The sequence below is a fragment of the Sphingomonas sp. S6 genome, from assembly GCF_043498045.1.
In the GTDB taxonomy this organism is placed as follows: domain Bacteria; phylum Pseudomonadota; class Alphaproteobacteria; order Sphingomonadales; family Sphingomonadaceae; genus Sphingomonas.
This window is the reverse complement of record NZ_JBIEOE010000020.1, coordinates 21227-46382: the sequence shown is the minus strand read 5'-3', so window position 1 is coordinate 46382 and position 25156 is coordinate 21227. Positions and strand designations below refer to the sequence as shown.

Here is a 25156-nt window from a genome sequence, read left to right as displayed (position 1 = left end):
GGCATGACCGCTCTCGCCACACCACAGATCGAGGAGGTACCGCCCCTACAGATTACACCCAAGGCCGCCTGAACGATGCGGCCCGGTGGCACACCTGAAATTACACCACGTTGACGGACACGACCGGATCGCACGACTGCCGGTACGCTCGAAGAGGCCCGGCACCAGCGCGTGTACCATGCAGGCCATACCGGCAGCGATCATGGTGAGGCCGAAGCTGCTCGCTACCACGAGATGCTCGCCATAACTCTCCTGCACGGTGCGCGGATGAGCCAGAAACAGTCGGTCAAGCATGGCTTTCTCCCCTTTGATTGGAACGACGACAGTCTATGGCAGCGCGGCGGTGCATTGGTTCTTTATTTGCATAGACAATTAGCCGTAAGGAGATCGTCGTTCGCTTTGGAGGCCTTTGATGGAGAATCTAGTTCTCGACGCCACCGACCGCCGTATCCTGTCGATCCTGCAGGAAGACGTGACAGTCCCCATTGCGGAGATTGCGGAGCGCGTCGGGGTATCCCAGACGCCGTGCTGGAAGCGGATCAAGCGCCTGGAACGCGACGGTGTGATCTCCAGGAGAGTGGCCGTCCTCGATCGCGTGAGGCTGAGTCTTGGCGTCACCGTCATCGTCGCGATCAAAACCGCTCATCACACCGACGACTGGTTGCAGACCTTCGCCGAGGGCGTCGCGCGCATCCCGGAAGTGGTCGAGTTCTACCGCATGAGCGGCGACGTAGATTATCTTTTGAAGATCGTGGCGCGCGACATCGCCGACTATGACCGCATCTATCGGAAGCTGACCAAGGTCGCCCCGCTCCACGACGTCAGCTCGTCGTTCGCGATGCAGGAAATCAAGTCGACGACCGCCCTACCTCTGTTCGACTAATAGCCGGTGCGCCACGGCATCGAAGCGGGCCGCGATCGCGTCCCGATTGCGATGCCGGCCCTCGGCAACGACCTGCACACCCGCACGCCACACGCCGCGAACCCGCCCGGTTGCAAAAATCCAGCGGTCGAGCGCGCTGTCACCTGCCGCTGCAACTGCGGGAGCGAGTTCGACCAGATCGGCAGCATCGCCGACCTCGAGTGCCGGGCCATCCGCCAAGGCGCACCGTCCCCCCTCCAACGCCGCGTCGAACAATGTTCGCCCGTTGGAACGGATAGTGTCGGCCAGGACCGTGCGCTGCTGCCGAACCAGACGCTGGCTATATTCCAGCGTCCGCAATTCCTCCGCCAGATCGATGCGGACGTTGGAATCGGTGCCGATCCCGAACCGGCCATCCGCTGCGAGGAACGAGGCAGCGGGGAAGATGCCGTCGCCCAGATTCGCCTCGGTAACCGGGCACAGGCCCACTACCGCGCCGCGCGCGGCGATCGCGCGGCATTCGGCATCGGTGATGTGCGTCGCATGGACGAGACACCAGCGCGGGTCGACGGCCGCGTGATCGAGCAGCCATTCGACCGGACGCCGCCCGCTCCATGCGAGACAATCCCGGACCTCCTTCATCTGCTCCGCGATATGGATGTGGATCGGCCCCTTCGTCATCATCGTGAGCGCCAACAATTCGGCCGGCGAGACGGCGCGCAGCGAGTGCGGAGCGATACCAACGATCGCATCCGGAAGAGTGGCCGCCGCCTGTAGCGTGCGTTCGTACAGTCGCGCGAAACCGTCGAGATCGGTGAGAAACCGGTGTTGTCCGTCACCGGGCGGGGTGCCTCCAAAGCCGCCATGCGCATAGAAGACGGGCAGCAGGGTCAGGGCGATGTCGGTCTGCGACGCCGCGACCGCCAACGCGAACGCCATTTCGGCCGGATCGTCATAGGCTTCGCCGGTCGGCTGATGATGCAGATAATGGAACTCGCCACTGCGCGTGAAGCCGCTCTCCAGCATCTCCACGAAGGCCATCGCGGCGATCGCCGTCAGGTCGTCGGGCGTGATCGCGCCGACCAGACGGTACATGAGATCACGCCAGCTCCAGAAATCGTCTCCGTCCGGCCCTGAACGCGTCTCCGCCATTCCCGCCATCAGCCGCTGAAACGCATGGCTGTGCAGATTCGGCATGCCGGGCAAGACACTGCCGTGCCGCTGCTCGCCGGCGTCCGGCGCTGCGTCGACCTCGATCCTCGTGAACCGACCCGCCTCGATGTGAAAGCGCACCTGCGATCGCCAGCCCGTCGGGAGCAGCGCCTGCTCGAACCACAACGTCGTCATGCATCCCCCTTTTCGTCAGTCAGGGCTGGACACTATGCCGCATCCGTGATTTTGTATAGACAAATAGGGAGGCGTAATGACGGTCCGATTGTGGCGTAACGCTCGCCTGGCGACAATGGTGGGCAGCGACCTTGGCTGCGTCGATGATGGCGTCGTCATCGCGGATGGCGGGACCATCCGCTATGCCGGTGCGGCGGGGTCGGCCCCGGACCTGCCCGACGCCGAAACGATCGATTGCGAGCGCCGCTGGATTACGCCGGGCCTGATCGATTGCCACACCCACCTGGTTTATGGCGGCAACCGCGCCGGTGAGTTCGCCAAGCGACTGGAAGGCGCAACCTATGAGGACATTGCCCGGGCGGGCGGTGGTATCGTCTCGACGATGCGTGCGACGCGAGCCGCCAGCGAGGACGCACTCGTGGCGCAAACCCTGCCCCGCCTCGATGCCTTGCTCGCGGAAGGCGTCACGACGGTCGAGATCAAATCGGGCTATGGCCTGTCGCTCGACGACGAACTGAAGATGCTGCGCGTGGGCCGCGCGCTGGGTCGGGTGCGCGATGTCGGTATTGCGACGACGTTTCTGGCGGCGCACGCTGTTCCCCCGGAATATGCCGACGATGCCAACGGCTATGTCACCGCCATCGTCAACGACATGATGCCGGTCGTCGCGAAAAGCGGTCTTGCCGATGCGGTCGATGCCTTTTGTGAAGGCATCGGCTTCACCCCCGCCCAGACCGAGCGGGTCTTTGCCGCCGCGTCGCATCACGGGCTACCCGTCAAGCTCCATGCGGAACAGCTCTCGGCTCTGGGCGGGGCGAGCCTCGCCGCGCGACACAGCGCATTGTCGGCCGACCATCTCGAACATGCGACCGATGCTGACGTCGCCGCGATGGCGGCGGCAGGAACCGTCGCCGTCCTGTTGCCAGGGGCCTTCTACTTCATGCGCGAGACGCAGTTGCCGCCGATCGCGGCGCTGCGGGCCGCCGGCGTTCCGATCGCGCTTGCGACCGACAGCAACCCCGGCACCTCGCCCCTGACCTCGCCCCTGCTCGTCCTCAACATGGCCGCGACGCTGTTTCGCCTGACCGTCACCGAGGCGCTACGGGGGCTGACCATCAACGCCGCCCGCGCACTCGGCCGCAGCGACACCATCGGTTCGCTGGCGCCCGGCAAGGCGTGCGACCTCGCGATCTGGTCGATCGAGGACCCGGCGGAGCTGGTCTATCGCATCGGTTTCAATCCCCTCCACTCCCGCATCAGGAACGGTCGATGATCCTTCGCCCGGGCAACGTGCCCTATGCCGACTGGCTTGCCATCTATCGCGGCGCGCTGCCGCGACTGCACGACGATTGCCATGCTACGATCGCGGATAGTGCGGCTGCGGTCGATCGCATCATCGCGCGGGGCGAACCGGTGTACGGCATCAACACTGGCTTCGGTAAATTGGCCAGCGTCCGGATCGACACCGCCGATCTTGCAACGCTCCAGCGCAATATCGTCCTGAGCCACGCGGCCGGTGTTGGCGACCCGATGCCGGTGCCGGTGGTCCGGCTGATGATGGCGCTGAAACTTGCGAGCCTCGCCCATGGCGCATCCGGCGTCCGTCCGGCGACGATCGCGCTGCTCGAGGCGATGCTGGCGCGCGGATTGACGCCGGTCGTACCTGCGCAGGGGTCGGTGGGTGCGAGCGGCGATCTCGCCCCCCTCGCCCATATGACTGCCGCCATGATCGGTGTCGGATCGATCATGATCGACGGACAGAGGGTGCCTGCGCAGGATGCGCTGGGTCAGGCGGGCCTTTCCCCCTTGACGCTTGGCCCCAAGGAAGGGCTGGCGCTGCTCAACGGGACGCAGTTCAGCACCGCCTACGCGCTCGCCGGGTTGTTCGAGGCCGAAAGGATCTTCCGCAGCGCATTGGTGACGGGCGTCCTGTCAACCGAAGCAGCCAAGGGATCGGACGCGCCCTTCGATCCGCGTATTCATAGCCTGCGTGGTCATCGCGGCCAGATCGAGGTGGCGGCTGCATTGCGGGCGATGATGGCGGATTCCGCGATCCGGGCCAGCCACCGCGAGGACGATGTGCGCGTGCAGGACCCCTATTGCCTGCGATGCCAGCCTCAGGTGATGGGTGCAGTGCTCGACCTGCTGCGCCAGGCCGCAGCGACATTGATCGTCGAGGCAAACGGCGTCAGCGACAATCCGCTGATCTTTCCGGACACCGACGAGGCGTTGTCCGGTGGCAACTTCCACGCCGAGCCGGTCGCCTTCGCCGCAGACATGATCGCCATGGCCTTGTGCGAGATCGGCAGCATCGCCGAACGCCGGATCGCGATGCTAGCCGACCCCGTGCTTTCCGGACTGCCGGCGTTCCTTACACCTAGACCGGGCCTCAACTCCGGGTTCATGATCCCGCAGGTAACGGCAGCCGCGCTGGTCAGCGAGAACAAGCAGCGCGCCTATCCGGCGTCGGTGGACTCGATCCCGACCTCGGCCAATCAGGAAGATCATGTATCGATGGCCGCGCACGGCGCGCGCCGGCTGCTCGCCATGACGGCGAATGTCGATGCGGTGCTGGGCATCGAACTGCTGGCGTCGTGCCAGGGGTGCGACTTCCATGCGCCGCTCGCGTCGAGTGACACGCTCGAGGGCGTTCGGCAGCGGGTGCGCGATCATGTGCCGATGCTGGTGGACGATCGACACATGGCGCCCGACATGGCGGAGGCCACCGCGTTGGTCTTCGACGGCGTGCTGATCGAACTGTCCGGCGCATTGCCCGGCGTCGTCGCATGACCCCGCCATGGCTCTCGGTACGTCGTGCCGACACCCCGCTTATTCTCGCGATGCCCCATGGCGGCACGACCTTACCCGATGGTTTGGCTGACCGGTTCCGATCGCCTTGGCTCGCGCGCCGTGATGCAGACTGGCATATCGCTGATCTTTACGATAGTCTGGTGGACGCTACGATCGTGTCTACCGACGTCTCGCGCAGCATCATCGACGTCAATCGCGATCCATCGGGCGCCTCGTTATATCCAGGTCAGGCGACCACCGAATTATGTCCGACGACGACCTTCGACGGGGAAGCATTGTACGCCGGGGAAAGCACGCCTGACGACAGCGAGATCGCGTGCCGGCGCGAAACCTGGTTCGACCCTTATCATGACGCGATCGCCGCGGAGATCGTCCGCCTGCGTGCGAAACACCCGCGTGTCGTCCTATATGACTGCCATTCAATCCGCAGCCGCATCCCGCGCTTGTTCGATGGCGAACTGCCGGTCTTCAATATCGGCACCAATGGCGGGCTGACCTGCGACCGGTCGCTCCGCGACGCCGTCGAGGCCGCCTGCTCGGCGTCGGGCCAAAGCCTTGTCGTCGACGGCCGGTTCCGGGGCGGGTGGACGACGCGCCATTATGCGCAGCCGGCCCAGGGGCTCCACGCCATTCAGATGGAACTGGCGATCCGCGGATACCTGACCGAACCCGACGCGGTGTCGCCCGACAACTGGCCACCACGGTTCGACCCTGCCCTCGCCGCGCCGATGCGCGCCACTCTCGCCAATATCCTGTTCACCTGCCTGGAGTTTGCCCGATGAACCGCGTCGACCCATCCCGCATCATCCGTCCGGCCACCGGCACTACGCTCAGCGCTAAGAGCTGGCAGACCGAGGCGGCGCTGCGGATGCTGATGAACAATCTCCATCCCGACGTCGCCGAAAACCCGCAGGAACTGGTCGTCTATGGCGGGATCGGACGGGCAGCGCGCGACTGGGCAAGCTATGACAAGATCGTCGAGACGCTGCGCCGACTGGAGGACAATGAAACGCTGCTGGTCCAGTCGGGCAAGCCGGTCGGGGTGTTCCGCACGCACCGCGACGCACCGCGCGTCCTAATCGCAAATTCCAACCTCGTGCCGAAATGGGCGACGTGGGAGCATTTCGACGCGCTCGATCGCAAGGGGCTGGCCATGTACGGCCAGATGACCGCAGGCTCGTGGATCTATATCGGCACGCAGGGGATCGTGCAGGGCACCTACGAGACGTTCGTCGAGATGGGTCGTCAGCATTATGACGGTGACCTTTCTGGCAAATGGCTGCTGACGGCGGGGCTTGGCGGTATGGGCGGCGCACAGCCGCTGGCGGCGGTGATGGCGGGCGCCTCATGTCTCGCGATCGAGTGCCAGCAGAGCCGGATCGATATGCGGCTGCGCACCGGCTATCTCGACCGGGCAACCGACAGCCTCGACGAGGCGCTGGCGATCATCGCAGAAGCACAGGCACCGGTATCAGTTGGGTTGCTGGGCAATGCCGCCGAACTGCTGCCCGAGATGCTGAAGCGCGGGGTGCGCCCCGACCTGCTCACCGACCAGACGAGTGCACACGATCCCGTCAACGGCTATCTGCCGATCGGATGGAGCGTCGAGCGCTGGCAGGCAACCCGTGAACAGAATCCCGCAGCGGTAGCCGAGGCGGCCAAGGCATCGATGGCCCGGCATGTCGAGGCGATGCTGGCCTTCCAGCAGCAGGGTGTGCCGACCGTCGACTATGGCAACAACATCCGCCAGGTCGCCCGCGACGAAGGCGTCGAGCACGCGTTTGATTTCCCCGGCTTTGTCCCCGCCTATATCCGGCCGCTCTTTTGTCGCGGGATCGGGCCGTTTCGCTGGGCGGCACTGTCTGGTGATCCGGAGGACATCTACCGCACCGATGCGAAGGTGAAGGATCTCCTGCCCGACGACGCGCACCTGCATCGCTGGCTGGACATGGCGCGGGAGCGCATCCGGTTTCAGGGTCTGCCAGCACGCATTTGCTGGGTCGGGCTTGGCGATCGGCATCGCCTTGCGCTCGCCTTCAACAAGATGGTCGCAAGCGGCGAGCTGAGAGCGCCGGTCGTCATCGGCCGCGACCATCTGGACTCCGGTTCGGTGGCCAGCCCCAATCGGGAAACCGAGGCAATGCGCGACGGCAGCGACGCGGTGTCTGATTGGCCCCTGCTGAACGCGCTGCTCAACACCGCGTCGGGCGCAACCTGGGTATCGCTGCATCATGGGGGCGGTGTCGGCATGGGCTATTCGCAGCATTCGGGGATGGTGATCGTCGCTGATGGTACGCCGGAAGCTGCCGAACGGCTTGGCCGGGTACTGTGGAACGATCCCGCGACCGGTGTGATGCGGCACGCCGATGCGGGCTATCCCGTTGCGGTAGACTGGGCGAGAAAGCAGCGACTGGACCTGCCCGCGATCCTGTGAGGAGTCCGATCCATCTACCTGCCGCCGTTCGGAAGGCTCAGCCCTGGCAGAACGGCGGTGGGCGGACGACGACGATCATGCAGGTCCCGTCTGACGCCAGTCTCGATACGCTGGATTGGCGGATCAGCATCGCCGACATCGATAGCCCAGGACCTTTCTCGCTTTTCCCGGGAATGACCCGTCACCTCATGGTTCTGAAAGGCGGGGTGCAGCTCATTGGAGAAAATGCGGATGCCACTCTCGGCATAGCCGAAGGTGCCTTCAGGTTTTCCGGCGATCGGAGAATATACGCCACGCCGTTGGTAAAGGGTACACGGGTCTTGAACGTCATAGTCCGGCGAGGTCGGTTCGATGGATCGTTGCGGCGCACCACGTTCGGCAGCGAGCAGCGAGGCGACAACATCGCTGTATACGTCGCAGATAAGGCTGCCGTCGTAACCATCGCGGGTTGGGATTATCATCTGAGCGGCGAGGACGGCCTCATGCTCACCGGTCCCGGCGAAGTCCTGGTTTCCTCCGGGTTAATCGCCGTGGATATCTCATGCCGGTGAGATGTTTGCGCAGGCAACTTTCGCTCCTTTCTCATCGATCTGAGAGATAGCTATGGAGCAATTCTGGCGGGCCCTGGCGAACTCACATATTTTAAAATCTGACCGCCTTACGCCGGTGAGATCGCAATATCGTGCGTAAATTATCACTGTAATTGGCTTCAACGTGCTGTCAATCTGCGCCTTAACCGACAGCGCATGTTCGAAGTGGGTGTCTAGACTACAAGTAGACCCAGTTGGCGACGTTCGCGGCGCCTTTAGCGCTTCCCGAAAGCGGCCGCTGGTTCATGTGCTGCTGGGTGGCTGGAATTGGGCCGGCAGTGGACTGGCAGGTTTTGGGCGCTTCAGCGCCCAGAGCAGACGTTCGCTCCGGTAGCTGTGGACCAGCAAACACCCAAGAGCGAGCGAACATATCGCTTGGTCAGCTCTCAAATGCGGGACGCGCTGCGGAGCCGCGCCGAGGTGCTCGGGCTGACGCTCACACCGAGGGCGCGCCCCTGGCTGATCCATTCGCAACACGAATAATTCCCGGCGAGCTCTACTCATGGCAGGTGAGCTGGTCACCGTTGCATCCCCACCCGTTCGCGCTATGTTCGAAGAAGGGGGTGCGCGTGGCCTTTCAAATCCTTTCGCTTTCTGGAGGCGGATTCCTCGGCCTCTACACCGCCGCTGTGCTGGCGGAGCTGGAGGAGCGGTCGGGCAAGCCGCTGAACCAATGCTTCGACCTGATCGCGGGCACCTCGATCGGGGGCATCATCGCGCTCGGCCTCGCCGCCGGGCGCTCGGCCAGCGACATCCGCGATGCCTTCATCGAACATGGACCACGCATCTTTCCCCGCGCCCAGCCGAAGACAAAGACCGCCTCGCTCGTCCGATTCGCGCGCAACGTGCCCAAGCCGCTCTACGGCTCCGCTCCGCTGCGCGACACGGTCGAGCAGATCGTCGGCAAGGACACCCCCATGTCGGACCTGGTCCGGCCCGTCGTGATTCCGGCCGTGAACCTTACCAAGGGCGGCCCCAAGGTGTTCAAGACTGGGCATCATCCGCGTTTCGTGCTGGACTGGCGCCTGAAGGTGGCCGACGTGGCGCTCGCCACCTCCGCTGCGCCCACATACTTCCCGGCGCACCGGATCGACGACGAGCTCTTCGCCGACGGCGGCATGTTCGCGAACTCGCCCGACATGATCGCGATGCACGAGGCCGAGATGTTCCTCGGCGCGCGGCGCGACGACATTCGAGTGCTCAGCGTCGGGACGACCACCACCGACTTCGCCATGTCCAGCTCGCTCAACCCGGACTTGGGGGTGTGGGGGTGGACGAGAAACCAGAGGCTCACCGACGTGATGATCGGGTCGCAGCAGGCGTTGACCAACGATATGATGAAGCACGTCCTCGGCGACCGTTACATGCGCATCGACCGCCGTCAGGCCGACGAGCAACGCCCGGAGCTCGCGCTCGACGTGGCGACGCCAGGCGCGGTCGCGAACCTGCAGTCGATCGCCCGCGCCTCGTTCGCCGAGGTGTCGGGGGACGAACGCCTGCGCGCGTTCCTCGCGCACGAGGCGCCGCCATTCACCTTCGTCAACGCGAGCATCTGAGGCCCCATGTCCCGCGCCGCACGCCTGTTCCATTCCAAGTCCGACCAGACGCTCTACTCGCGCATCACGCCTTCCAGCGATCAATTCGCGACGCAGCAGGCGCGGTGGAACGACTTGGCCGACTTCCTGAAGTCGCGGCTCAAGGACGACACGGGCTACGCGATGAGCACCTGGCTCCAAGGGTCCTACAAGTTCGACACCCAAATCCGCCCGTGGGAATCCGGCGCCGAGTTCGACATCGACCTCGGCCTCTACTTCGAATGGTCCGGCGACGACGACGACGGCGAATATGAGCCCGAAGGGTTCAAGGAACTCGTGCAGAACGCGCTGCTGGACTATGCCGAAGACCGCGAGAACGACGCGTCGGGGGTCGCGGACCCGAAGGAGCGCTGCTGCCGCATCGCCTTCAAACCCGACTTCCACATCGACGTGCCCTCCTACCATCTGGATCGCGGCGCCGACCGGCGCGCTCTCGCGACCGAGACCCGCGGATGGGAGGACAGCGACCCCAAGGCGATCTACACGTGGTTCAAGGACCTGCACGAAGACGCGGCGGACCGCGCACAGCTGCGGCGCCTGGTCTGCTACTTTAAGATGTGGGCGGCGCTGAAGATCGAGGACGAGGCCGCGCGACCGTCGTCGATTATGCTCACCGTCCTGGTCGCCGAGGCGTTCGGGGAACTCGACCGGTCTGACCTGACCGACGATGACGACGTGCTAGAGAAGACGATCACCGCGGTCGCCGACCGGCTGGAACCCGATACCGAGGTCCCCAATCCGGCCGACACCGGCGAGGACCTCAACAGGCTGACGGCTGATGCCAGCAAGGACCTCGTCGTGCGGCTGCGCGAGTTCGAGGATACCGCCCGGCGGGCCAATACCGCCACCAGCGAGGAGAGCGCCGCCGAGATCTGGACCGAGGCCTTCGAGCACTTCTTCCCCATGCCCGAGGACATCGACGGCGAGTATGGCGGCGAACGCAGCGAGGCGACCGTCGCCAAGAGCACGGCGCTTGTGGCCTATACTTTCGACCCCCGGATCTACATCCGGGCCGTCTCGAGGGACAACGACAGCTACGTCCGCGATGGCGTGAACTCGATCGCCACGATCGTGAAGAACTGCTCGATCCACTTCGAGCTGATCAACGCCGACGAGCTGCCGGCCGGCGCCTCGGTGCGCTGGACCGTCCGCAACCGCGGGCACGACGCCTGGAGCAAGAACGACATCGGGCACTTCGCCGGGGCGGAGCTCACCGCCGACGAGCATTCCGCCTACAACGGCAACCACGCCATGGACGTCACCGTCTATCAGTGGGGCCGCATCATCGGCCGCCGTCGGGTCGAGATCAACGTGCGCGGCGGCGTCGTGCCGCCGAGGAACAAGCCCATGAAGCGCATCTTCAGGCGCCGCTAGATTCGGCGAGGTAGTCCTGGGAAGAGTGGAAAAGAGGCACGGTCAGAACGGCGGATCGTCTTCCTCCTCGTCGATCAGGTCTGCGGGCGCGGCCGATAGCGTGATGCCCGCCTTGCGTCCGGCCTCGTGGAACCACAAGTCGACGATCTTCGCGTCGTCACTCGCCGGCAGCGGATCGGCGCTCCGAACCCTGAAGGTCGTGGGCAGGTTAACCGAGTTGCCGAACACCAGTGCGTGCTGCTTGGGCAGCGTCGGTAGCCTGCGCAGCACACCATCCGATATCGACGGCGACATCTGCCTGATCTGCGACAGGTCGTCGGGGTTCTGGATGCGATGCACGACGAAGTTCGAGCATTGCGACAGCACGGTCTTCGACAGTTCGCTCGGCCGTTGCGACGCCACCAGCAGGAACAGGCCATACTTGCGACCTTCCTTTGCGATCCGTTCGAAGACCCGACCGGCGTCGAGCGCGTATTTTGACGGCGCGGAAGATACGTAGCGATGCGCCTCCTCAAGCAGCAGATGGACGGGAAAACGGCTGCGGGGATCTGCCCGCCGCAGCAATCGGAACACCATGCGCGCCGTGACGGCGCTTACCAGCTCGACGACCTCGTCCTCGACGGCGTTCATGTCGATGATGACGATCTGCGCCGTCTTGACGTGACCCCCCTGCGCGGCGCCCAAACCTAGCAGGCGGGCGAGGAACGGGCCGGTATCCTTGGTCCCGCCGGCAGCGGCATGCCGCAGGAACGCGTAGTCCTCGCGCTCGAGCAGCGCCTTGAACCGGGTCACCATCTGCGAGCAATAGTCGCGGATCTGGCGATTGCCGTGCGCCTCCTCATACAGCAGCGCCAAGTCGATCGCGTCGCCCAGAGCCGCGAAATCGAAGGGGCTGTTCGTATAGTCGGGCAGCTTGAAATCGTCGATGACGAAGCCACCGTCCCCGTCCGCCCCAACCAGGTATTCGAAAGCGTCCTCGATGTGGTCCATCTTGCCGAAGTGCGTGTGCACCATCGCGCCGATTGTGCCCGAATTGATTTCCGTGGTGCGGAAGCGCTGGAGTATGCCGAGGATCCGCGTCTCCTTAGCACCAGGGGGACTTTCGTCCGACAGTATTTGGGTGACGCACTTGGCCAGGATATGGTTGCGGATGTCGTTCAACTGCTGGTCGGCGGCACCACCGAACAACGTCGCCAGACCCAGCGCCATGCGCAGGATCGGAACCTGCGTGCGCTCGCTCGCCTGCAGCAGCAGTTCCCATTCCGACAGGTCGAGGAACCAGTGCGGAATGCGGAAGCGGCCGGCCGCGGAGCTGCCGTCCAAGATGAGCCTGTCGACCCCAATCACCCCGGGGCCAGCAAGGCCGCCGAACGCCTGGTGGTATTCGCCGTTCACGTCGAGCACGACGAACGTCGCGCCCCGCGCGTGATGCTCTTCCGGCTTGTCGAACAGCTCCTGCAGGATCGACGCGACTGTGCACGACTTGCCGCTGCCGGTGTTGCCGAGCACCGCGGCGTGACCGCCGAAGAACTCGTCGATGCGGACCTTCACCTGATAGCCCTCGAAGACGACCGACCGTCCGATCTCGAGGATGCGCAGACGGGTGGCCTCCGCGGGAACACAGTCGCCGCCGTACGGACCCGTCGACCTCTCCCACGCCGGACTGGTGTCGAAGATGCGGTCGAGCTCCTTGTCTAAGGCATAGAGCGCGTCAGCATAGAGGGAGGGGAAAATGGAAACGCCGAAGCGGAACCTGCCGCCTTCCACAGGCAGCATGCCCACTGGCACGACGTCGAGGAACTTGGCGGACCCGGCTCTGTCGATCTCGCCGCCGGCACCGGCATCGCGCTCGCGCAGGCCGACGATCTCGGCGACGACATACTCGGCCTGCGCAGGTATCATGACGAACGACCCGAGCCGCGCGACGTAATGGACGTCGTCGAAGCCGACAACGGTGAAGCTGTCGGTGCCGCCATGCATCTCGATGACGAACCTGTCCGCCGCCACCGCGACGACCGAGCCGATGGCGCGGCGGCGGTCGTCAGTCGTCATCGGTTGTCACCGTCGCCGCAGGCGATCCGGCCGCCATGGTCTGCAGCACCAGCTTGACTGCGTCGTCGATCCGGTCCGACGGACGCCGCGGCAGCAGGTGCTCAACGATGGTGCTAAAGAAGTGGGCCGGCGCACCGCCAGGCGGCCCCGACCCGCCGATAATCCATATGCGCGGATCTGCCAGCGCGCGCAGCTTGGCTATGTCGCCACTGGAATCCGGGTCAGCAAAGACGATCAACCTGAACGTCGGGATAGTCAGGGCCTGGTAGATGATGTTGTTCAGGTGCTCGTCGCCGAACGCGTATCCCATGGTGATCAGCACGCTCTGCTCGCGCACGATGCGCGACTGGAACTCGCGGAATAGGTCGGAATAGGGCGAGCCGAGGCTGGAGTTCTGCTTAGCCGGCGTCGGGAAGATCATGACCTTCGACGGTGCGGTCTGCGGCCACGTCTCGCGGATCGGGAAAAGGCCGTGATCGTCCTCGGTCCAGCTGATCGAGCCGTGCAACTTGCACAGGTACACGAACCCGTCGACGGCCGACCACTTGCGGTTCGTGATATCTAGCTGCTCGGCCAACGCATATCGGAACGTGGCCGGATTGAACCGCCGCTCGACGACGCCCGAGAAGCCATTGGCGTATGGCAGGCCCAGCCGATCCATCGCTCGCTCGCTGAACAGGTCGTAGTTAGTGGTGAAGACCCAAGGGCGCGGCAGCGACCGGTCACGAAGGACCAGGCGCCGATAGAACGATTCGTAAAGCGACAGGACGTTGCCGTCCCCGCTGGCGAAGGCACCGGCGGTGCACCGCTCCCACAGGAACGCGTGCACCTTGGCGATCATTCCCTCGATGGTCGCGACCTCGTCCTCGTCGCCAGCGTCGTCGCTCCGGGCCAGCACGAAACGGAGTGCATGCAGCGTCTCCATAAGCCGCTCGAGGTTGCGCGTGTAGTCGCCGGTCAGTGTCAGGCCGTGCCCCGCCAGGCGTAACAGGTCCGACGCGCTGAACGCCCAAGCGGGACCGCCCGCGACTGCACCGGCCGCACCGCAGAACTCCTTCGCCAGCGGCGCCATCGTGGCGATGCCGCGCTCGGCGCCGTCCTTCATCATCGACGAGCAGCCCGCGCCGAGCAGGAAGGCGACATTGCGCGCGCCGAGCGCCTCACCCAGCGCCTTGCGCACCTGCTCGGGACCCTTGTCCCAGTCAAGTTCTTGCGTCCCGTTGTCGCCAGACCTGACGAAGGTAAAATACTGCGACACACTCGATGCAGTCGCGCCAACTATACTCTGATCCGCCCCATCGCCCATCTCGCTCAAACCCCGCCCCCTTCGCTGACGCGACACTTCTCCACATGCCGTCCGCCATCGGCACCCGTGCAAGCCTTTCTGCGGGTCCAGCGCATCATCCGCAAGCCGTGCCGACGGTGGGCCCCGAATTGGGCAATGTGCCGCAATGCGTTTCGATGATCAGGGCAAACCTATTAATCGGGACGAACCGGCCGGGCACGTCATAGGAGAAGTCTCTTGTCGGTGAGAAATTTATTAGCGAAGGGAAGGCTTCATTGTAGTTTCACAGCGTTGCTGCCGCTTGCCTGTTCCTGAATGAAGGGCCGTTTATCGCCACCTTTCCTCAAAGAGATCAGACAGCACTCCACCAATCACGCAAATCGGTGTTTGCTGAACTAGCGGCGGCTTTCAGGATCTTCAGGCGGCAGGCGCAATGACCGTCATGGGGCCCATAGCTGACTACCAAACGAACCTGAACGAAGGGCCGCTTACCGCCTCCGCTTTCGCCAAAGCGTTCAGGCGACTCTCCACCATCAGCGAGCGTTTGTGGCGCCCTGCGTGGAACCTGAACGAGCGGCAGCTTACCGCGGCCGACGACCCGAAAGCGGACGGGCTGCTATCCACCAAGAACCGCCGTCAGGCTTGAACAGGCGGCTTTCTACGCGACTGATCCCGCTTGAGGGGCCAGATGCTTCTGAAGCTGCATGCCATAATCCGCTGCCAACGGATGTTCTTTCGCGAGCTGTCGATGATGCAGCAACATGATTCGGCGTGTGACAACCGGGTCACCGAGGCGGATCAGACGGATACCATGCTGGTGCTGGACCGAATGGGTATACAGTCTCGGCAAGATACCAACAGCAAGACCACTGCGCGCAAGGCCGTAAAGTGACTCAACCTGATCGACGCGATAGCGCTGCGACGCAGTGAGACCGTGAGGCAGAAGGGCCGCGGCAGCGAGTTCGCCGATGCTGCCGCCAGCGAAATGCACGATCTCCGATCCTGTCAGCGCAAGCCAAGATTGGATTTCACGCTGCGCGAGCGGATGCTGGCTGCTGGCGACCAACAGCAGATCGTCCTCGACGAGCAGCTGACTTTCGAACCGCGGATCGGAGGTTGGGGCGGCACTGACGATCATGTCGAGCCGCCCCTCGCCGAGGCCGCATAGCAACTCGTCACTGCGACCGTCGGACAATTGAACGGACGGGGGGTCGACGACTTCGTCCAGCGCCGCAACCGCCGATGCCACCATGGCCATCGCGGACGGCATCACTCCGATACGGATCGCTGGCCGTTCGTGCGTAAGCGCCGCGCTCATGTCGACAAATACGTGCTCGGCGGTGGCCAGCAACCGCTCCACATGAGGCAGGATGGCGCGGCCGGGCTCGCTTAGCGCGACTGAGTGCGTGGTACGAACGAACAGCGGCATTTCCAACCGCCCCTCGATCTGCCGGATCAGCGCACTGAGAGCTGGTTGTGTCACCGATAGGTCTGCAGCCGCGCTGCTGAAGCTGCCGACTCGCGCCACTGCGGCGAACCCGCGTAATTGCCGAAGTGACAGCGCTTGGAGCCGTTTGGTCAACCGATCCGGGCCGGCAATCATCAGTACGTTTCCCGCGGCTGGTTATAAGCCTACCTAATAACGAAATAGGCGGAAAATCATAGCATTTGATCAAGCCCGCTATAGTCTCACTGCGTCATCCGATGAGCTTCCTTTGAGAGAAGTACGGTTGACGGGGGGATGACGCCCAGCCGCTACAAGCGGCGGACCAACCGAGGCATTGCAGGTGGACATGAATGGCCGTCAAGCGGGCAGACCCGCCTGTGGCCGATAACACGCGCGAGACGGTGCATTGTAGCGCCGGCTTGCGAATTATGTGGGGGCGCCGCCGATGCTGAGCCAATTCGAATTCTTGACCTCGACCCGCGAGATGAGCCGCCTGACCGTATCCACCGGCGCGCTGCTCGCCGCACTCGCTGTGGCGCCGCCTGCGGTTGCGCAGGATGTGGCGCAGCAGGTCGCGCCGACACCCGACGAGACCGACACCGCCACACCGTCGAGCGACATCGTCGTCACCGGATCGCGCATCCGCACTCCGAACGCGACCAGCGTCAGCCCGATCAATACTGTGTCCGGTGCCGAGATCGGCAGCCGCGGTGCCACTCGGGTCGAGGATCTCATCAACACGCTGCCCCAGGCCTATGCAGATCAGGGCGGCGGCAACCGTGGCGGCACGGTCGGGGCCAGCGGCACCGCCACCGTGAACCTGCGCAATCTCGGGAACCAGCGCACCCTCGTTCTGATCGACGGCCGCCGCCTGATGCAGGGCGATCCCGCCCGCGGCGCCGCGCAGGCCGCCGACATCAACAACGTCCCCGCCGCGTTAATCCAGCGCGTCGACATCGTCACCGGCGGCGCGTCTGCAGTCTACGGCTCGGACGCGCTCGCCGGCGTCGTCAATTTCATCCTGAAGCGCGACTTCGACGGTCTCCAGCTCGATGCCACTGCGGGTCTGTTCACGCACACCAACGACAATCCGATCAGCAGCGTCGCCCGCGCCGCCGGCGCCACGCCCTATAGCGGCGACAACAAGGACGGCGGCCAGCAGAGCGTATCGCTGACGTTCGGCAAGAACTTCGCCGGCGGTCGCGGCAACGTCACCGCCTTCGTCGGCTATCGGTCGATCGACGGCGTCGGCACCGCCGCCCGCGACTTTTCGACCTGCAACCTCAACGCCACCGCCGCCGGCTACGCCTGCTCGCTGTCGAGCGCGACGTCGCCCGCACAATTTCAGCTCACCAATCCCACGACGGGTGCGGTGCGTGGCAGCTTCACGCTCGATGCTGCGACGGGGAACAGCCTGCGCACCTATCGCAGTTCCGACGGCTTCAACAACGGCAACACCTACGATCTGCAGGCGCCCGACAAGCGTATCAACGCCGATCTGTTCGCCAACTTCAAATTTTCCGACGCCGCCGAAGTCTATGGCGAATTCATGTTCATGCGCGACGAGGCGGACATCCGCCTGTCGCCCACCGCGACCTTCTCGGTGCCGTTCAGCGTCAATTGCTCGAACCCCTATCTGTCGGCGTCCGAACGCAACCAGATCTGCACCTCGGTCGGCCTCACCAACGCGCAGAGCGCTACGGTGATCGTCTCGCTGCGCAATGCGGCTGGCGGTTCGCGGCACGATTACACCAACCACGAAAGCTATCGCGGCGTCCTCGGCCTGCGCGGCGACCTGTCGTCGGACTGGCATTACGACATCTATGGTCAGTACGGCCGCACCAACTACGACTCGCGCCTGATCAACGACTATTCGCTAGCCCGCTTCGGCAACGCCCTGCGCGCGGTGACCAACGCCAGCGGCCAGATCGTCTGCGAATCGCTGGCTACCAACCCCTCCTGCGTGCCGCTGAACATCTTCGCGATCGGTGGCATCACGCCGGCGGCCCTGAACTACGTCCAGAACACCGTCACGCGCACCGGCTATACCGAGGAAGCGATCGCCAGCGCGTCGCTGACCGGCGACCTGGGCTTCGCCAGCCCGTTCGCCACGCACAAGGTCGGCGTCGCGATCGGCGCGGAATATCGCCGCGAAGAGATCCGCTTCACCCCCGATCAATTCTATTCGAGCCGCGACGTCGCCGGCAATTCGGGCGGCGAATTTCCGATCGCCGGCTCGTTCGACGTCAAGGAAGTGTATGCGGAGATCCGCGTACCGCTGGTCGAGGACAAGCCCTTCTTCCGTAGCCTGAACGTCGAAGGCGGCGTGCGCTATTCCAGCTACAGCACCGCCGGCGACACCTGGGCATACAAGGCGGGTGCCGACTGGTCGCCGATCGGCGACATCCGTTTCCGCGGCAGCTACCAGCGCGCGGTGCGCGCACCCAATCTGGTCGAGCTGTTCGGACCTCAGCGGCAGGTGACCGCCAGCATCTCCGACCCTTGCGAGGGCACCGCCCCGCGCGCGACCGCCGCACAATGTGCGCTGAGCGGCGTGACCGCGACCCAATACGGCTTGATCGCCCCCGCCGCGGGGCAGCAGTCCGGCGCGCTGATCGGCGGCAATCCCCGGCTCGATCCGGAAACCAGCAACACGACGTCATTCGGCGTGCAGGTGACCCCGCGCTGGCTGCGCGGCATCACCGTGACCGCCGACTATTTCGATATCCAGGTCAAGAAGCTCATTACCACGGTGCCCGCCGGCATCACGCTCAACCAGTGCATCAGCCAGGGCGTGTTCTGCGACCTGATCCGACGCAACGCCGCGACCGGGTCGCTGGTGACGGGCGGCTTCGTCACCACCACCAGCATCAACTCGGGCTACCTCAAGACCAGCGGGATCGACCTGTCGGTGGCGGCGGACCAGAACCTCGCCGACCTCTTCGGCGGCAATCCGGGGCGCCTCGCGATCAACGCCGCGGGAACGTCGACGCGTAAGTATGAAACGCAGATCCTGCCGGGCTCGCCGGCGTACCGCTGCGACGGCTATTTCGGCGTCACCTGCGGCGTGCCGATCCCCAAGTGGCGGCATCGCGTGTTCGTCACCTATACGATGCCGGACGGCATCTCGCTGTCTGCGACGTGGCGGCACCTCGGCGCGACGCGCAATGACCGCTCGAGCAGCGCACCTTATCTGACCGGCACCTTCCAGCCCTATGACAAGTTCCTGCCGACGGTGGACTATCTCGATCTCGGCCTGTCGATCGGGGTCGCGCGCAGCTACACGCTGCGGCTGGGGGTGAACAACGTGTTCGATACCGATCCGCCGCTGACCGCCAGCACCGGCACGGGCCAGGTCAGCAACGGCCCCTTCTATGCCGGCATCTACGACGCGCTCGGCCGCTATGTCTTCGCCGGCGTGAGCGCGCGCTTCTGATGCGCCGGCTCGCACGCCGGTTGGGGAGCGTGGGGATGGCGCTGGCAGCCGCCCTCCCCGCGCCCGCCCCGCTCGCCGCCCAACAACCGGGCGCCGGCGAGACAACCCGCGTCTTCTTCGACAACGACTTTCTGGGCCCCGGACAGAGCAACATCCAGGCGATGATCCCGCTGCTGCGCGACCCGCAGGTCAGGCTGGAAGGCGTCGGCGTCGTCACCGGCGATGCCTGGCTGACCGAAGAGGTGCAGCACCTGCTTCGCTTCCTCGAGATCGCGCATCGTCGCGACGTCAAGGTCCACGCCGGGGCGGAGATGCCGCTGCTCCGCACGCCCATGGAAATGGCCAATTGGGAGGCCGCATACGGCAAGATCCCGTTTAAGGGCGCCTGGAGCACGCCGCGAGCGGGGCGCACCTATCACCCCGACCAGCCGCGCCTCGTCCCGCCGCTGCCGGAGGGCGCGCCGACTTTGAAGCCCGCCGCCGAGGACGCGGTCACCGCGCTGATCCGCGCCGTCCGCGCGCATCCGGGCGAGGTCACGATCGTCGCGGCGGGGCCGCTCACCAACATCGCGCTCGCGCTGCGCTTCGCCCCGGACCTCCCGGACCTCGTCAAGGCGATCGTGATCGAGGCGGGGAAGGTCGACACCGGCTTCGGCCGTGCGACCGGCAACACCGATTACGCGACCGATTTCAACTTCCTCTTCGATCCCGAGGCGGCGCACATCGTCCTCACCGCGCCATGGAAACGGATCACCGCGGTCGGCAACGTCTCGTCGAGCGTCAAGATGACGCCAGAACTCGCCGACCGCATCGCCGCGGCGGGACGGCCGGTCGGCGGTTATGTGAAGCGCTACGCCCGCCTCGGCCAGCCGCTGTGGGACGAGATCACCGTCGCGGTCGCGCTCGACCCCACGCTCGTCACCGAGGAAGTCGTCGCGCACCTCGATGTCGAGACGCAGCGGAGCGCCAGCTACGGTCAGCCCCTGATCTGGAAATCGGACATGGCGCCCGCCGGCACGCGCGCGGTGCATCTGGTACGGGCAATCGACGCCGCACGCTTCACCCGGCGCTTCGTCGAGCAGGCCGCACGATGAGCGTCGCCCGCCTGCTGGCCCCGCTGCTGGAGCGCCGCTTCGACCTCGCCGCCCGCGGCACCACGCCTGCGCGCGAGGCGATGGCGGGGATGACGAGCTTCCTCGCCGCGGCCTATCTGATCGTCGTCATCCCCTCGCTCCTGTCGAGCGGCGGGATGGACAAGGGTGCCGCCACGACCGCCGCCATCCTGCTGCTCGCCGGCGGCAGCGCGGCGATGGGCCTCTACGCCAACCTTCCCTTCCTCGTCGGCCCCGGCATCGGCGGGTCGGCGATCCTGGGCGTCACGCTGGCGCAGGTGGAGGGCGTGCCCTGGCCGGTCGGCCTCGGCATCGCGCTCTGCTCCGGCCTCGCCTTTCTCGCGCTGACGCTCACCGGCGCGCGCGGGCTGGTGGTGCGGATGATCCCGCCGCAGATCAAGCTGGGGCTGGGCGCGTCGATCGGCCTGTTCATCGCGCTGCTCGGCTGCCGCGATGCCGGCATGGTGGCGGTCAACGCGCGCTCGAACGCCCTCGCACTCGGAGACTTCTCCGCCCCCAGCCCGATCGTTGCACTGATCGGCCTCGCGGTCGCCGTCGCGCTACAGGCGCGGCGCGTGCCCGGCGCGATCCTCGCCGGTATCGCCGCCGCGGCGCTCGCCGGCATTCCCTATGGCCTGACGACGCTGCACGGCGCGGTGTCGCTGCCGCACAGCATCGCGCCGGTCGCCTTCCGTCTCGATCCGGTCGGCGCGCTGACGCTCGCGGCGCTGCCCTATATGTTCGCCTTTTTCGCGGGCGAATTCTTCTCGACGCTGGGTACGACGCTGGCGATCGGTGCCAAGGCCGGGCTGACCGATGGCGAAGGCAACTTGCCGGGGATCGAGCGGCCATTCCTGGTCGATTCGATCGCGGCGACGGTCGGCCCCTTGATCGGCATTCCCGCCGGCACCGCACTCGTCGAATCCGCCGCCGGTGTCGAGGCGGGCGGCAGGACCGGTCTGACGCCGCTCTGCGCCGCGCTCTGCTTCCTCCTCACGCTCGCGCTGCTGCCGATCGCGATGGCGATCCCGCGCGCGGCGACCGCACCGGCGCTGATCCTCATCGGCATCTCGATGTTCGGCACCCTCGCCCGCGCGCACCAGGGTGACGCGCTCGATCTGTTGCCGGCGATGGCGATGGTGCTGCTGACGCTGATCTCCAACAGCTTCGGCACCGGCATCGCCGGCGGCCTGCTCGCCCATGTCCTCGTCATGCTGCTCGCCGGGCGGGCGCGTGAACTGCCCGTGGGCCTGATCGTGCTCAGCCTGCCGCTGGGCTATTATTACTACACCGCCGCCACCGGACACTGACCCGCCATGCCTCAGCCTGCCCAGCTCGGGAACGTTCCCGAGAGCCCCATCGGCCGCCCCGTCTCTTTGGAGCAGCGCGCCTTCTTCCACGCCATTCCCAAGGTGGAACTGCACTGCCACCTGCTCGGTGCCGTACGCCACGAAACCTTTGCCGAGCTCGCCGCCCGGCACCACGCGCCGGTCACGCCCGACGAGATCGCCGGCTTCTATACACGCGGCGAAAAGCCGGTCGGCGTGCTCCACGTGCTGCGCACGCTGGAACGGCATCTGCTGCTGGAGCCCGAGGCGTTCGAGCGGATCGCCTACGAATATCTCGCCGATGCCGCGGCGGAGAACGTCCGCCACGCCGAATTCTTCTGGAACCCGACCGCCAGCCTGCGCGACCGCGGCCTGCCCTATGCCGAGATGCAGGCGGCGATCCTCGCCGGCATGGCGCGCGCGGAGGCGGATCATGGCATCACGTCGCTGCTGATCCCCAGCATCGACCGCGAGGCGGGTGCCGACGCCGCACTCGACATGGTGCAGGCGATGATCGCGCACCGCGACCGCCGCGTCGCCGGGATCGGCATCGATTATCGCGAGACGGAGAACCCGCCCGAACGCTTCATCGCAGCCTATGCGCTGGCGCGTGAAGCGGGCCTGCGCGCCACCGCACATGCCGGCGAATTCGGCGAGCCGTGGACCAATGTCGAAACGGCGGTCGACCGCCTCCACGTCGACCGGATCGACCATGGCTATACGATCGTCGACAATCCGACGCTCGCGCAGCGTTACGCGGAGGCCGGCATGGTATTCACCGTCGTGCCGACCAACAGCTGGTATCTGCGCACGCTGCCGCGCGAGCGCTGGGCGCTGGATCACCCGATCCGGCGGATGGCGGAGCTCGGCCTGAAGCTGCATCCCAACACCGACGATCCGACGCTGCACAACGTCACGCCCGCCGGGGCCTGGGAGCTGATGTACTCGCACCTCGGCTTCGACGTCGCCGCGTTGCGCGCCATGATGCTCAACGGCATCGCGGGAAGCTGGGCAATCTCCGAACAGCGGCAGCAATGGCAGGCGGAGTTCACGCGCGACTTCGACGCTGCCGCGGCCGCCACGAACCTCGCATGACCGACGGCGCGACCGCCGGGGTCGTTCGCCTGAGCCATGCCGCCGCGGCAGAGGTGCCACCCGCGGTTCGGGCGATGGCCCGGCTGTGCATCCTCGACTGGTTCGGCCTCGCGATCGCAGGATTGCGCGAGCCGGTGGCGGAGCTGCTGCTCGCCGAGGTGCAGGCCGAGGGCGCGGCGCCGACGGCGACGATCCTCGGCGCGGGCAAGCTGTTCAGCGGGCGACAGGCGGCGCTGGTGCATGGCGTCGCCGGGCATGCGCTCGACTTCGACGACGTGAACCTCGCGATGCACGTCCACCCCACGACCGTGATCCTGCCACCGCTGCTCGCGCTTGCCGAGATGCGCAGGCTGGACGGAGACGCGGTGCTCCGCGCCTTTGTCGCCGGCTACGAAGCCGCTGGCATGATCGGTGCCGCGCTGAGCGGCCCGCATTACGCGCGCGGCTTCCACGCGACGGGCACGATCGGCGCGCTGGGCGCGGCGGTCGCGTGCGTGCATGCGCTGGGACTCGACGCTGCCGGACAGGCGCGCGCGCTCGGGCTCGCCGCGTCGATGGCGGCGGGGCTGAAGGCGCAGTTCGGCACGATGGCGAAGCCGATGCACGCCGGCCGGGCAGCGGAGACCGGGCTGCTCGCCGCCCTGCGCGCCGAGCGCGGCGTCACCGGCACCACGACGATCTTGGAGGCGCGGCAAGGCTTCGCCGACACGCAGGCGGAGGGCTGGCCCGCGGATGCACCCGTGTGGGCCGGCTATCATCTGCTCGACAACCGATTCAAGTTCCACGCCGCCTGCTTCGGCGTGCACGGCACGCTGGAGGCGATCGGCGCGCTGCGGCGTGCACACCCGTTCACCACCGGGGATGTACGGGCGGTGCGGCTGACCGTGCATCCGGAGCGGGATGCGATGTGCAACCTCTCCGATCCGCAAGACGGCAACGCAGCCAAGTTCAGCCTGCGCTTCAACGCCGCCCTCGCGCTCGCGGGTCGCGCCACCGCCGATCCCGCAACCTATGCGGACGGAAACGTCGCCGATCCGGCCCTGCGCCGCCTGCACGATCGGGCGACCGTGACGCTGGCGGACGGCGATTGGCCCGAGGACATGACCGCGGTCGAGGTCGAGCTGCACGACGGCCGGACGCTGCGCGACACGCGCGACATGGCCAAGCAACGCCTGCTGCCGGACGCCGCGGCTCCGACCCTCGCGGCCAAGTTCGACGCGCTGGCAGGGCCGCGGATCGGAGCCGCTGCCGCTGGGCGCCTGCGCTCGGCGATAAACCGGTTCGAGGACCATCCGGTCGAAGCGTTGCTGGCCTTGGCGGCACCGCCCCGCTGAGCCTGCGCTCGCTTCGAAACGATTGACCCGCAGAGGCGATCCGCCGCAACGAGGGCATTGCCCCTGGCAGAGGATGGGACCCACGACATGCCGGCCTTTTCCCGGTTCCTGCGCTATTTCATGGCGGTCGGCCGGCTCGGCTCGATCCGTCGCGCCGCCGACGAGCTGCACGTCTCCGCCTCCGCGATCGATCGCCAGATCCTGAACGTCGAGGCGGAACTCGGCATGCCGCTCTTCGAGCGGTTGCCGACCGGACTGCGTCTTACCGCCGCGGGCGAGATCATGATGGCGGCGGGCAGCCGCTGGCAGAAGAACATGATCTCGGTTCGCGCGCAGATGGAGGACCTGCGCGGACTGAAGCGCGGCCATGTCGAGATCGCGGTCATCGACGCGCTGGCAAAGGGCTATATCCCCGCGGCGATCCAGACGATCCAGGCACGCTATCCCGGCATCACCATCGGCGTGAAGGTGCTGGACAACGGCGCGGTGCGCGAGGCGGTGCTGCGCGGCGACGTCGACATGGGGCTGTTGTTCGATCCCCAATCCTATCGCGACCTGCAGGTGCGCGCGTTCGTCGATGTCGTGCTCGGCTTCCTGACCCCGGTCGGCCACCCGATCGGCGAGCGGCGCGAGGCGCGCTTCTCGCTCTGCGAGGGCTCGCCGCTGGTGCTGCCGGCACGACCGCTCGCGGTCTGCCAGCAGGTCGAGGTGCTGATCGGCACCAGCGGCATCGAGCCGCGCCGTCAGGTGACGTCCGACAATATCCAGATGATCGTCTCGATGGTGCTTCAGGGGCTCGGCGTCGGCGTCCTCACCTCGCTCGACGTGCTGACCGAGGTGCGCCAGGGCCTGCTGTCCTTCACCCGCATCACCGACCCTGTGCTGCGGCCGATGGCGCTGGCGCTGTGCACCGCGGCGCAGCGCGTGCCCTCCCATGCCGCCAGCATGGTGCTCGACGAGATCGAGGCAGGGTTTGCACAGCTCGCTTATGCGCCCGCGGGCGGGCGGCCGAGCGCGTCACCGTCGACGCTAGCCTGACCGGACGATCCCGTCG

20 protein-coding genes are annotated in these 25156 nt (G+C 66.0%); 15 read left to right on the top strand and 5 right to left on the bottom strand.

Features of this window, described 5'->3' with window-relative positions; translation table 11 throughout:
- Positions 1 to 45 precede the first annotated feature (45 nt).
- On the bottom strand, positions 46 to 294 hold the full coding sequence (locus ACGVWT_RS17575; protein ID WP_394427540.1) for a DUF6356 family protein: 249 nt from the start codon (positions 292 to 294) through the stop codon (positions 46 to 48).
- A gap of 118 nt (positions 295 to 412) precedes the next feature.
- Between ACGVWT_RS17575 and ACGVWT_RS17570 the strand changes: the two genes are divergently transcribed.
- A complete protein-coding gene (locus tag ACGVWT_RS17570; RefSeq protein WP_315462528.1) occupies positions 413 to 883 on the top strand; it encodes an Lrp/AsnC family transcriptional regulator in 471 nt (156 codons plus the stop codon).
- Here ACGVWT_RS17570 and ACGVWT_RS17565 read toward each other — a convergent pair.
- The gene (locus ACGVWT_RS17565) at positions 866 to 2209 is read right to left on the bottom strand and encodes a formimidoylglutamate deiminase (protein WP_394427536.1); all 1344 of its coding nucleotides are present in this window, start codon (positions 2207 to 2209) and stop codon (positions 866 to 868) included. The two genes, ACGVWT_RS17570 and ACGVWT_RS17565, sit on opposite strands and share 18 nt — an antisense overlap.
- A gap of 76 nt (positions 2210 to 2285) precedes the next feature.
- Here ACGVWT_RS17565 and hutI point away from each other — a divergent pair, with 76 nt between their 5' ends.
- The 7 genes from hutI (at position 2286) to ACGVWT_RS17530 (ending at position 11013) form a co-directional block, all read left to right on the top strand.
- Positions 2286 to 3482, top strand: coding sequence for an imidazolonepropionase (gene hutI / locus ACGVWT_RS17560; protein WP_315462526.1), 1197 nt, complete (start codon positions 2286 to 2288; stop codon positions 3480 to 3482).
- A complete protein-coding gene (gene hutH, locus ACGVWT_RS17555; RefSeq protein ID WP_315462525.1) occupies positions 3479 to 4999 on the top strand; it encodes a histidine ammonia-lyase in 1521 nt (506 codons plus the stop codon). The genes hutI and hutH overlap by 4 nt, the downstream gene beginning before the upstream one ends.
- Positions 4996 to 5802: an N-formylglutamate deformylase gene (hutG, locus tag ACGVWT_RS17550; protein ID WP_315462524.1), complete on the top strand. Its 807-nt coding sequence runs from the start codon at positions 4996 to 4998 to the stop codon at positions 5800 to 5802. The genes hutH and hutG overlap by 4 nt, the downstream gene beginning before the upstream one ends.
- The gene (gene hutU, locus ACGVWT_RS17545) at positions 5799 to 7454 is read left to right on the top strand and encodes a urocanate hydratase (protein ID WP_315462523.1); all 1656 of its coding nucleotides are present in this window, start codon (positions 5799 to 5801) and stop codon (positions 7452 to 7454) included. The genes hutG and hutU overlap by 4 nt, the downstream gene beginning before the upstream one ends.
- Positions 7349 to 8005 (top strand): HutD family protein, encoded by a 657-nt coding sequence (locus tag ACGVWT_RS17540; protein WP_315462522.1) that lies wholly within the window; start codon positions 7349 to 7351, stop codon positions 8003 to 8005. The genes hutU and ACGVWT_RS17540 overlap by 106 nt, the downstream gene beginning before the upstream one ends.
- 608 nt (positions 8006 to 8613) lie before the next feature.
- The gene (locus tag ACGVWT_RS17535; protein ID WP_315462521.1) at positions 8614 to 9600 is read left to right on the top strand and encodes a CBASS cGAMP-activated phospholipase; all 987 of its coding nucleotides are present in this window, start codon (positions 8614 to 8616) and stop codon (positions 9598 to 9600) included.
- 6 nt (positions 9601 to 9606) lie between these two features.
- Positions 9607 to 11013, top strand: a complete 1407-nt coding sequence (locus ACGVWT_RS17530) for a CBASS cGAMP synthase (RefSeq protein ID WP_315462520.1) — start codon at positions 9607 to 9609, stop codon at positions 11011 to 11013.
- Between the two features lie 42 nt (positions 11014 to 11055).
- Here the strand turns inward: ACGVWT_RS17530 and ACGVWT_RS17525 are convergent, their stop codons facing one another.
- Entirely contained in the window at positions 11056 to 13065 is a 2010-nt protein-coding gene (locus ACGVWT_RS17525; RefSeq protein ID WP_315462519.1) for an ATP-binding protein, read from the bottom strand.
- Positions 13055 to 14371 carry an SIR2 family protein gene (locus ACGVWT_RS17520; protein ID WP_315462688.1) on the bottom strand — a complete coding sequence of 439 codons (1317 nt, stop codon included), beginning with the start codon at positions 14369 to 14371 and terminating at the stop codon, positions 13055 to 13057. Before ACGVWT_RS17520 ends, ACGVWT_RS17525 begins: the two co-directional genes overlap by 11 nt.
- Before the next feature lie 412 nt (positions 14372 to 14783).
- Between ACGVWT_RS17520 and ACGVWT_RS17515 the strand changes: the two genes are divergently transcribed.
- Positions 14784 to 14996 (top strand): hypothetical protein, encoded by a 213-nt coding sequence (locus tag ACGVWT_RS17515; protein ID WP_315472045.1) that lies wholly within the window; start codon positions 14784 to 14786, stop codon positions 14994 to 14996.
- Positions 14997 to 15008: 12 nt separating this feature from the next.
- Here ACGVWT_RS17515 and ACGVWT_RS17510 read toward each other — a convergent pair whose 3' ends face one another.
- A complete protein-coding gene (locus ACGVWT_RS17510) occupies positions 15009 to 15953 on the bottom strand; it encodes a LysR family transcriptional regulator (RefSeq protein ID WP_315462518.1) in 945 nt (314 codons plus the stop codon).
- A 289-nt stretch (positions 15954 to 16242) separates the two neighbouring features.
- On the opposite strand from ACGVWT_RS17510, the gene ACGVWT_RS17505 reads away from it, so the two are divergent.
- From ACGVWT_RS17505 to ACGVWT_RS17480, 6 genes are all read left to right on the top strand, one after another.
- Complete coding sequence (locus tag ACGVWT_RS17505) at positions 16243 to 19233, top strand: TonB-dependent receptor domain-containing protein (RefSeq protein ID WP_315462517.1); 2991 nt, start codon at positions 16243 to 16245, stop codon at positions 19231 to 19233.
- A 35-nt stretch (positions 19234 to 19268) separates the two neighbouring features.
- Positions 19269 to 20327 carry a nucleoside hydrolase gene (locus tag ACGVWT_RS17500; RefSeq protein WP_315462516.1) on the top strand — a complete coding sequence of 353 codons (1059 nt, stop codon included), beginning with the start codon at positions 19269 to 19271 and terminating at the stop codon, positions 20325 to 20327.
- Positions 20324 to 21655 carry an NCS2 family permease gene (locus tag ACGVWT_RS17495; RefSeq protein ID WP_315462515.1) on the top strand — a complete coding sequence of 444 codons (1332 nt, stop codon included), beginning with the start codon at positions 20324 to 20326 and terminating at the stop codon, positions 21653 to 21655. Before ACGVWT_RS17500 ends, ACGVWT_RS17495 begins: the two co-directional genes overlap by 4 nt.
- A 6-nt stretch (positions 21656 to 21661) precedes the next feature.
- Positions 21662 to 22768: an adenosine deaminase gene (gene add / locus ACGVWT_RS17490; RefSeq protein ID WP_315462514.1), complete on the top strand. Its 1107-nt coding sequence runs from the start codon at positions 21662 to 21664 to the stop codon at positions 22766 to 22768.
- Entirely contained in the window at positions 22765 to 24102 is a 1338-nt protein-coding gene (locus ACGVWT_RS17485) for an MmgE/PrpD family protein (protein WP_315462513.1), read from the top strand. The genes add and ACGVWT_RS17485 overlap by 4 nt, the downstream gene beginning before the upstream one ends.
- Positions 24103 to 24189: 87 nt before the next feature.
- Positions 24190 to 25140, top strand: a complete 951-nt coding sequence (locus ACGVWT_RS17480; RefSeq protein WP_315462512.1) for a LysR family transcriptional regulator — start codon at positions 24190 to 24192, stop codon at positions 25138 to 25140.
- The last annotated feature ends 16 nt before the right edge of the window (positions 25141 to 25156 follow it).

Bases quoted from the DNA above. Each gene is read 5' to 3' on its own strand.
- ACGVWT_RS17520 (WP_315462688.1), bottom strand. From the start codon at position 14,371: ATGGGCGATGGGGCGGATCAGAGTATAGTTGGCGCGACTGCATCGAGT.
- ACGVWT_RS17570 (WP_315462528.1), top strand. From the start codon at position 413: ATGGAGAATCTAGTTCTCGACGCCACCGACCGCCGTATCCTGTCGATC.
- hutG (WP_315462524.1), top strand. From the start codon at position 4,996: ATGACCCCGCCATGGCTCTCGGTACGTCGTGCCGACACCCCGCTTATT.
- hutH (WP_315462525.1), top strand. From the start codon at position 3,479: ATGATCCTTCGCCCGGGCAACGTGCCCTATGCCGACTGGCTTGCCATC.
- ACGVWT_RS17510 (WP_315462518.1), bottom strand. From the start codon at position 15,953: ATGATTGCCGGCCCGGATCGGTTGACCAAACGGCTCCAAGCGCTGTCA.
- ACGVWT_RS17495 (WP_315462515.1), top strand. From the start codon at position 20,324: ATGAGCGTCGCCCGCCTGCTGGCCCCGCTGCTGGAGCGCCGCTTCGAC.
- ACGVWT_RS17480 (WP_315462512.1), top strand. From the start codon at position 24,190: ATGCCGGCCTTTTCCCGGTTCCTGCGCTATTTCATGGCGGTCGGCCGG.
- ACGVWT_RS17515 (WP_315472045.1), top strand. From the start codon at position 14,784: ATGACCGTCATGGGGCCCATAGCTGACTACCAAACGAACCTGAACGAA.
- add (WP_315462514.1), top strand. From the start codon at position 21,662: ATGCCTCAGCCTGCCCAGCTCGGGAACGTTCCCGAGAGCCCCATCGGC.
- ACGVWT_RS17505 (WP_315462517.1), top strand. From the start codon at position 16,243: ATGCTGAGCCAATTCGAATTCTTGACCTCGACCCGCGAGATGAGCCGC.
- ACGVWT_RS17575 (WP_394427540.1), bottom strand. From the start codon at position 294: ATGCTTGACCGACTGTTTCTGGCTCATCCGCGCACCGTGCAGGAGAGT.
- ACGVWT_RS17485 (WP_315462513.1), top strand. From the start codon at position 22,765: ATGACCGACGGCGCGACCGCCGGGGTCGTTCGCCTGAGCCATGCCGCC.
- ACGVWT_RS17530 (WP_315462520.1), top strand. From the start codon at position 9,607: ATGTCCCGCGCCGCACGCCTGTTCCATTCCAAGTCCGACCAGACGCTC.
- hutI (WP_315462526.1), top strand. From the start codon at position 2,286: ATGACGGTCCGATTGTGGCGTAACGCTCGCCTGGCGACAATGGTGGGC.
- ACGVWT_RS17565 (WP_394427536.1), bottom strand. From the start codon at position 2,209: ATGACGACGTTGTGGTTCGAGCAGGCGCTGCTCCCGACGGGCTGGCGA.
- hutU (WP_315462523.1), top strand. From the start codon at position 5,799: ATGAACCGCGTCGACCCATCCCGCATCATCCGTCCGGCCACCGGCACT.
- ACGVWT_RS17500 (WP_315462516.1), top strand. From the start codon at position 19,269: ATGGCGCTGGCAGCCGCCCTCCCCGCGCCCGCCCCGCTCGCCGCCCAA.
- ACGVWT_RS17525 (WP_315462519.1), bottom strand. From the start codon at position 13,065: ATGACGACTGACGACCGCCGCCGCGCCATCGGCTCGGTCGTCGCGGTG.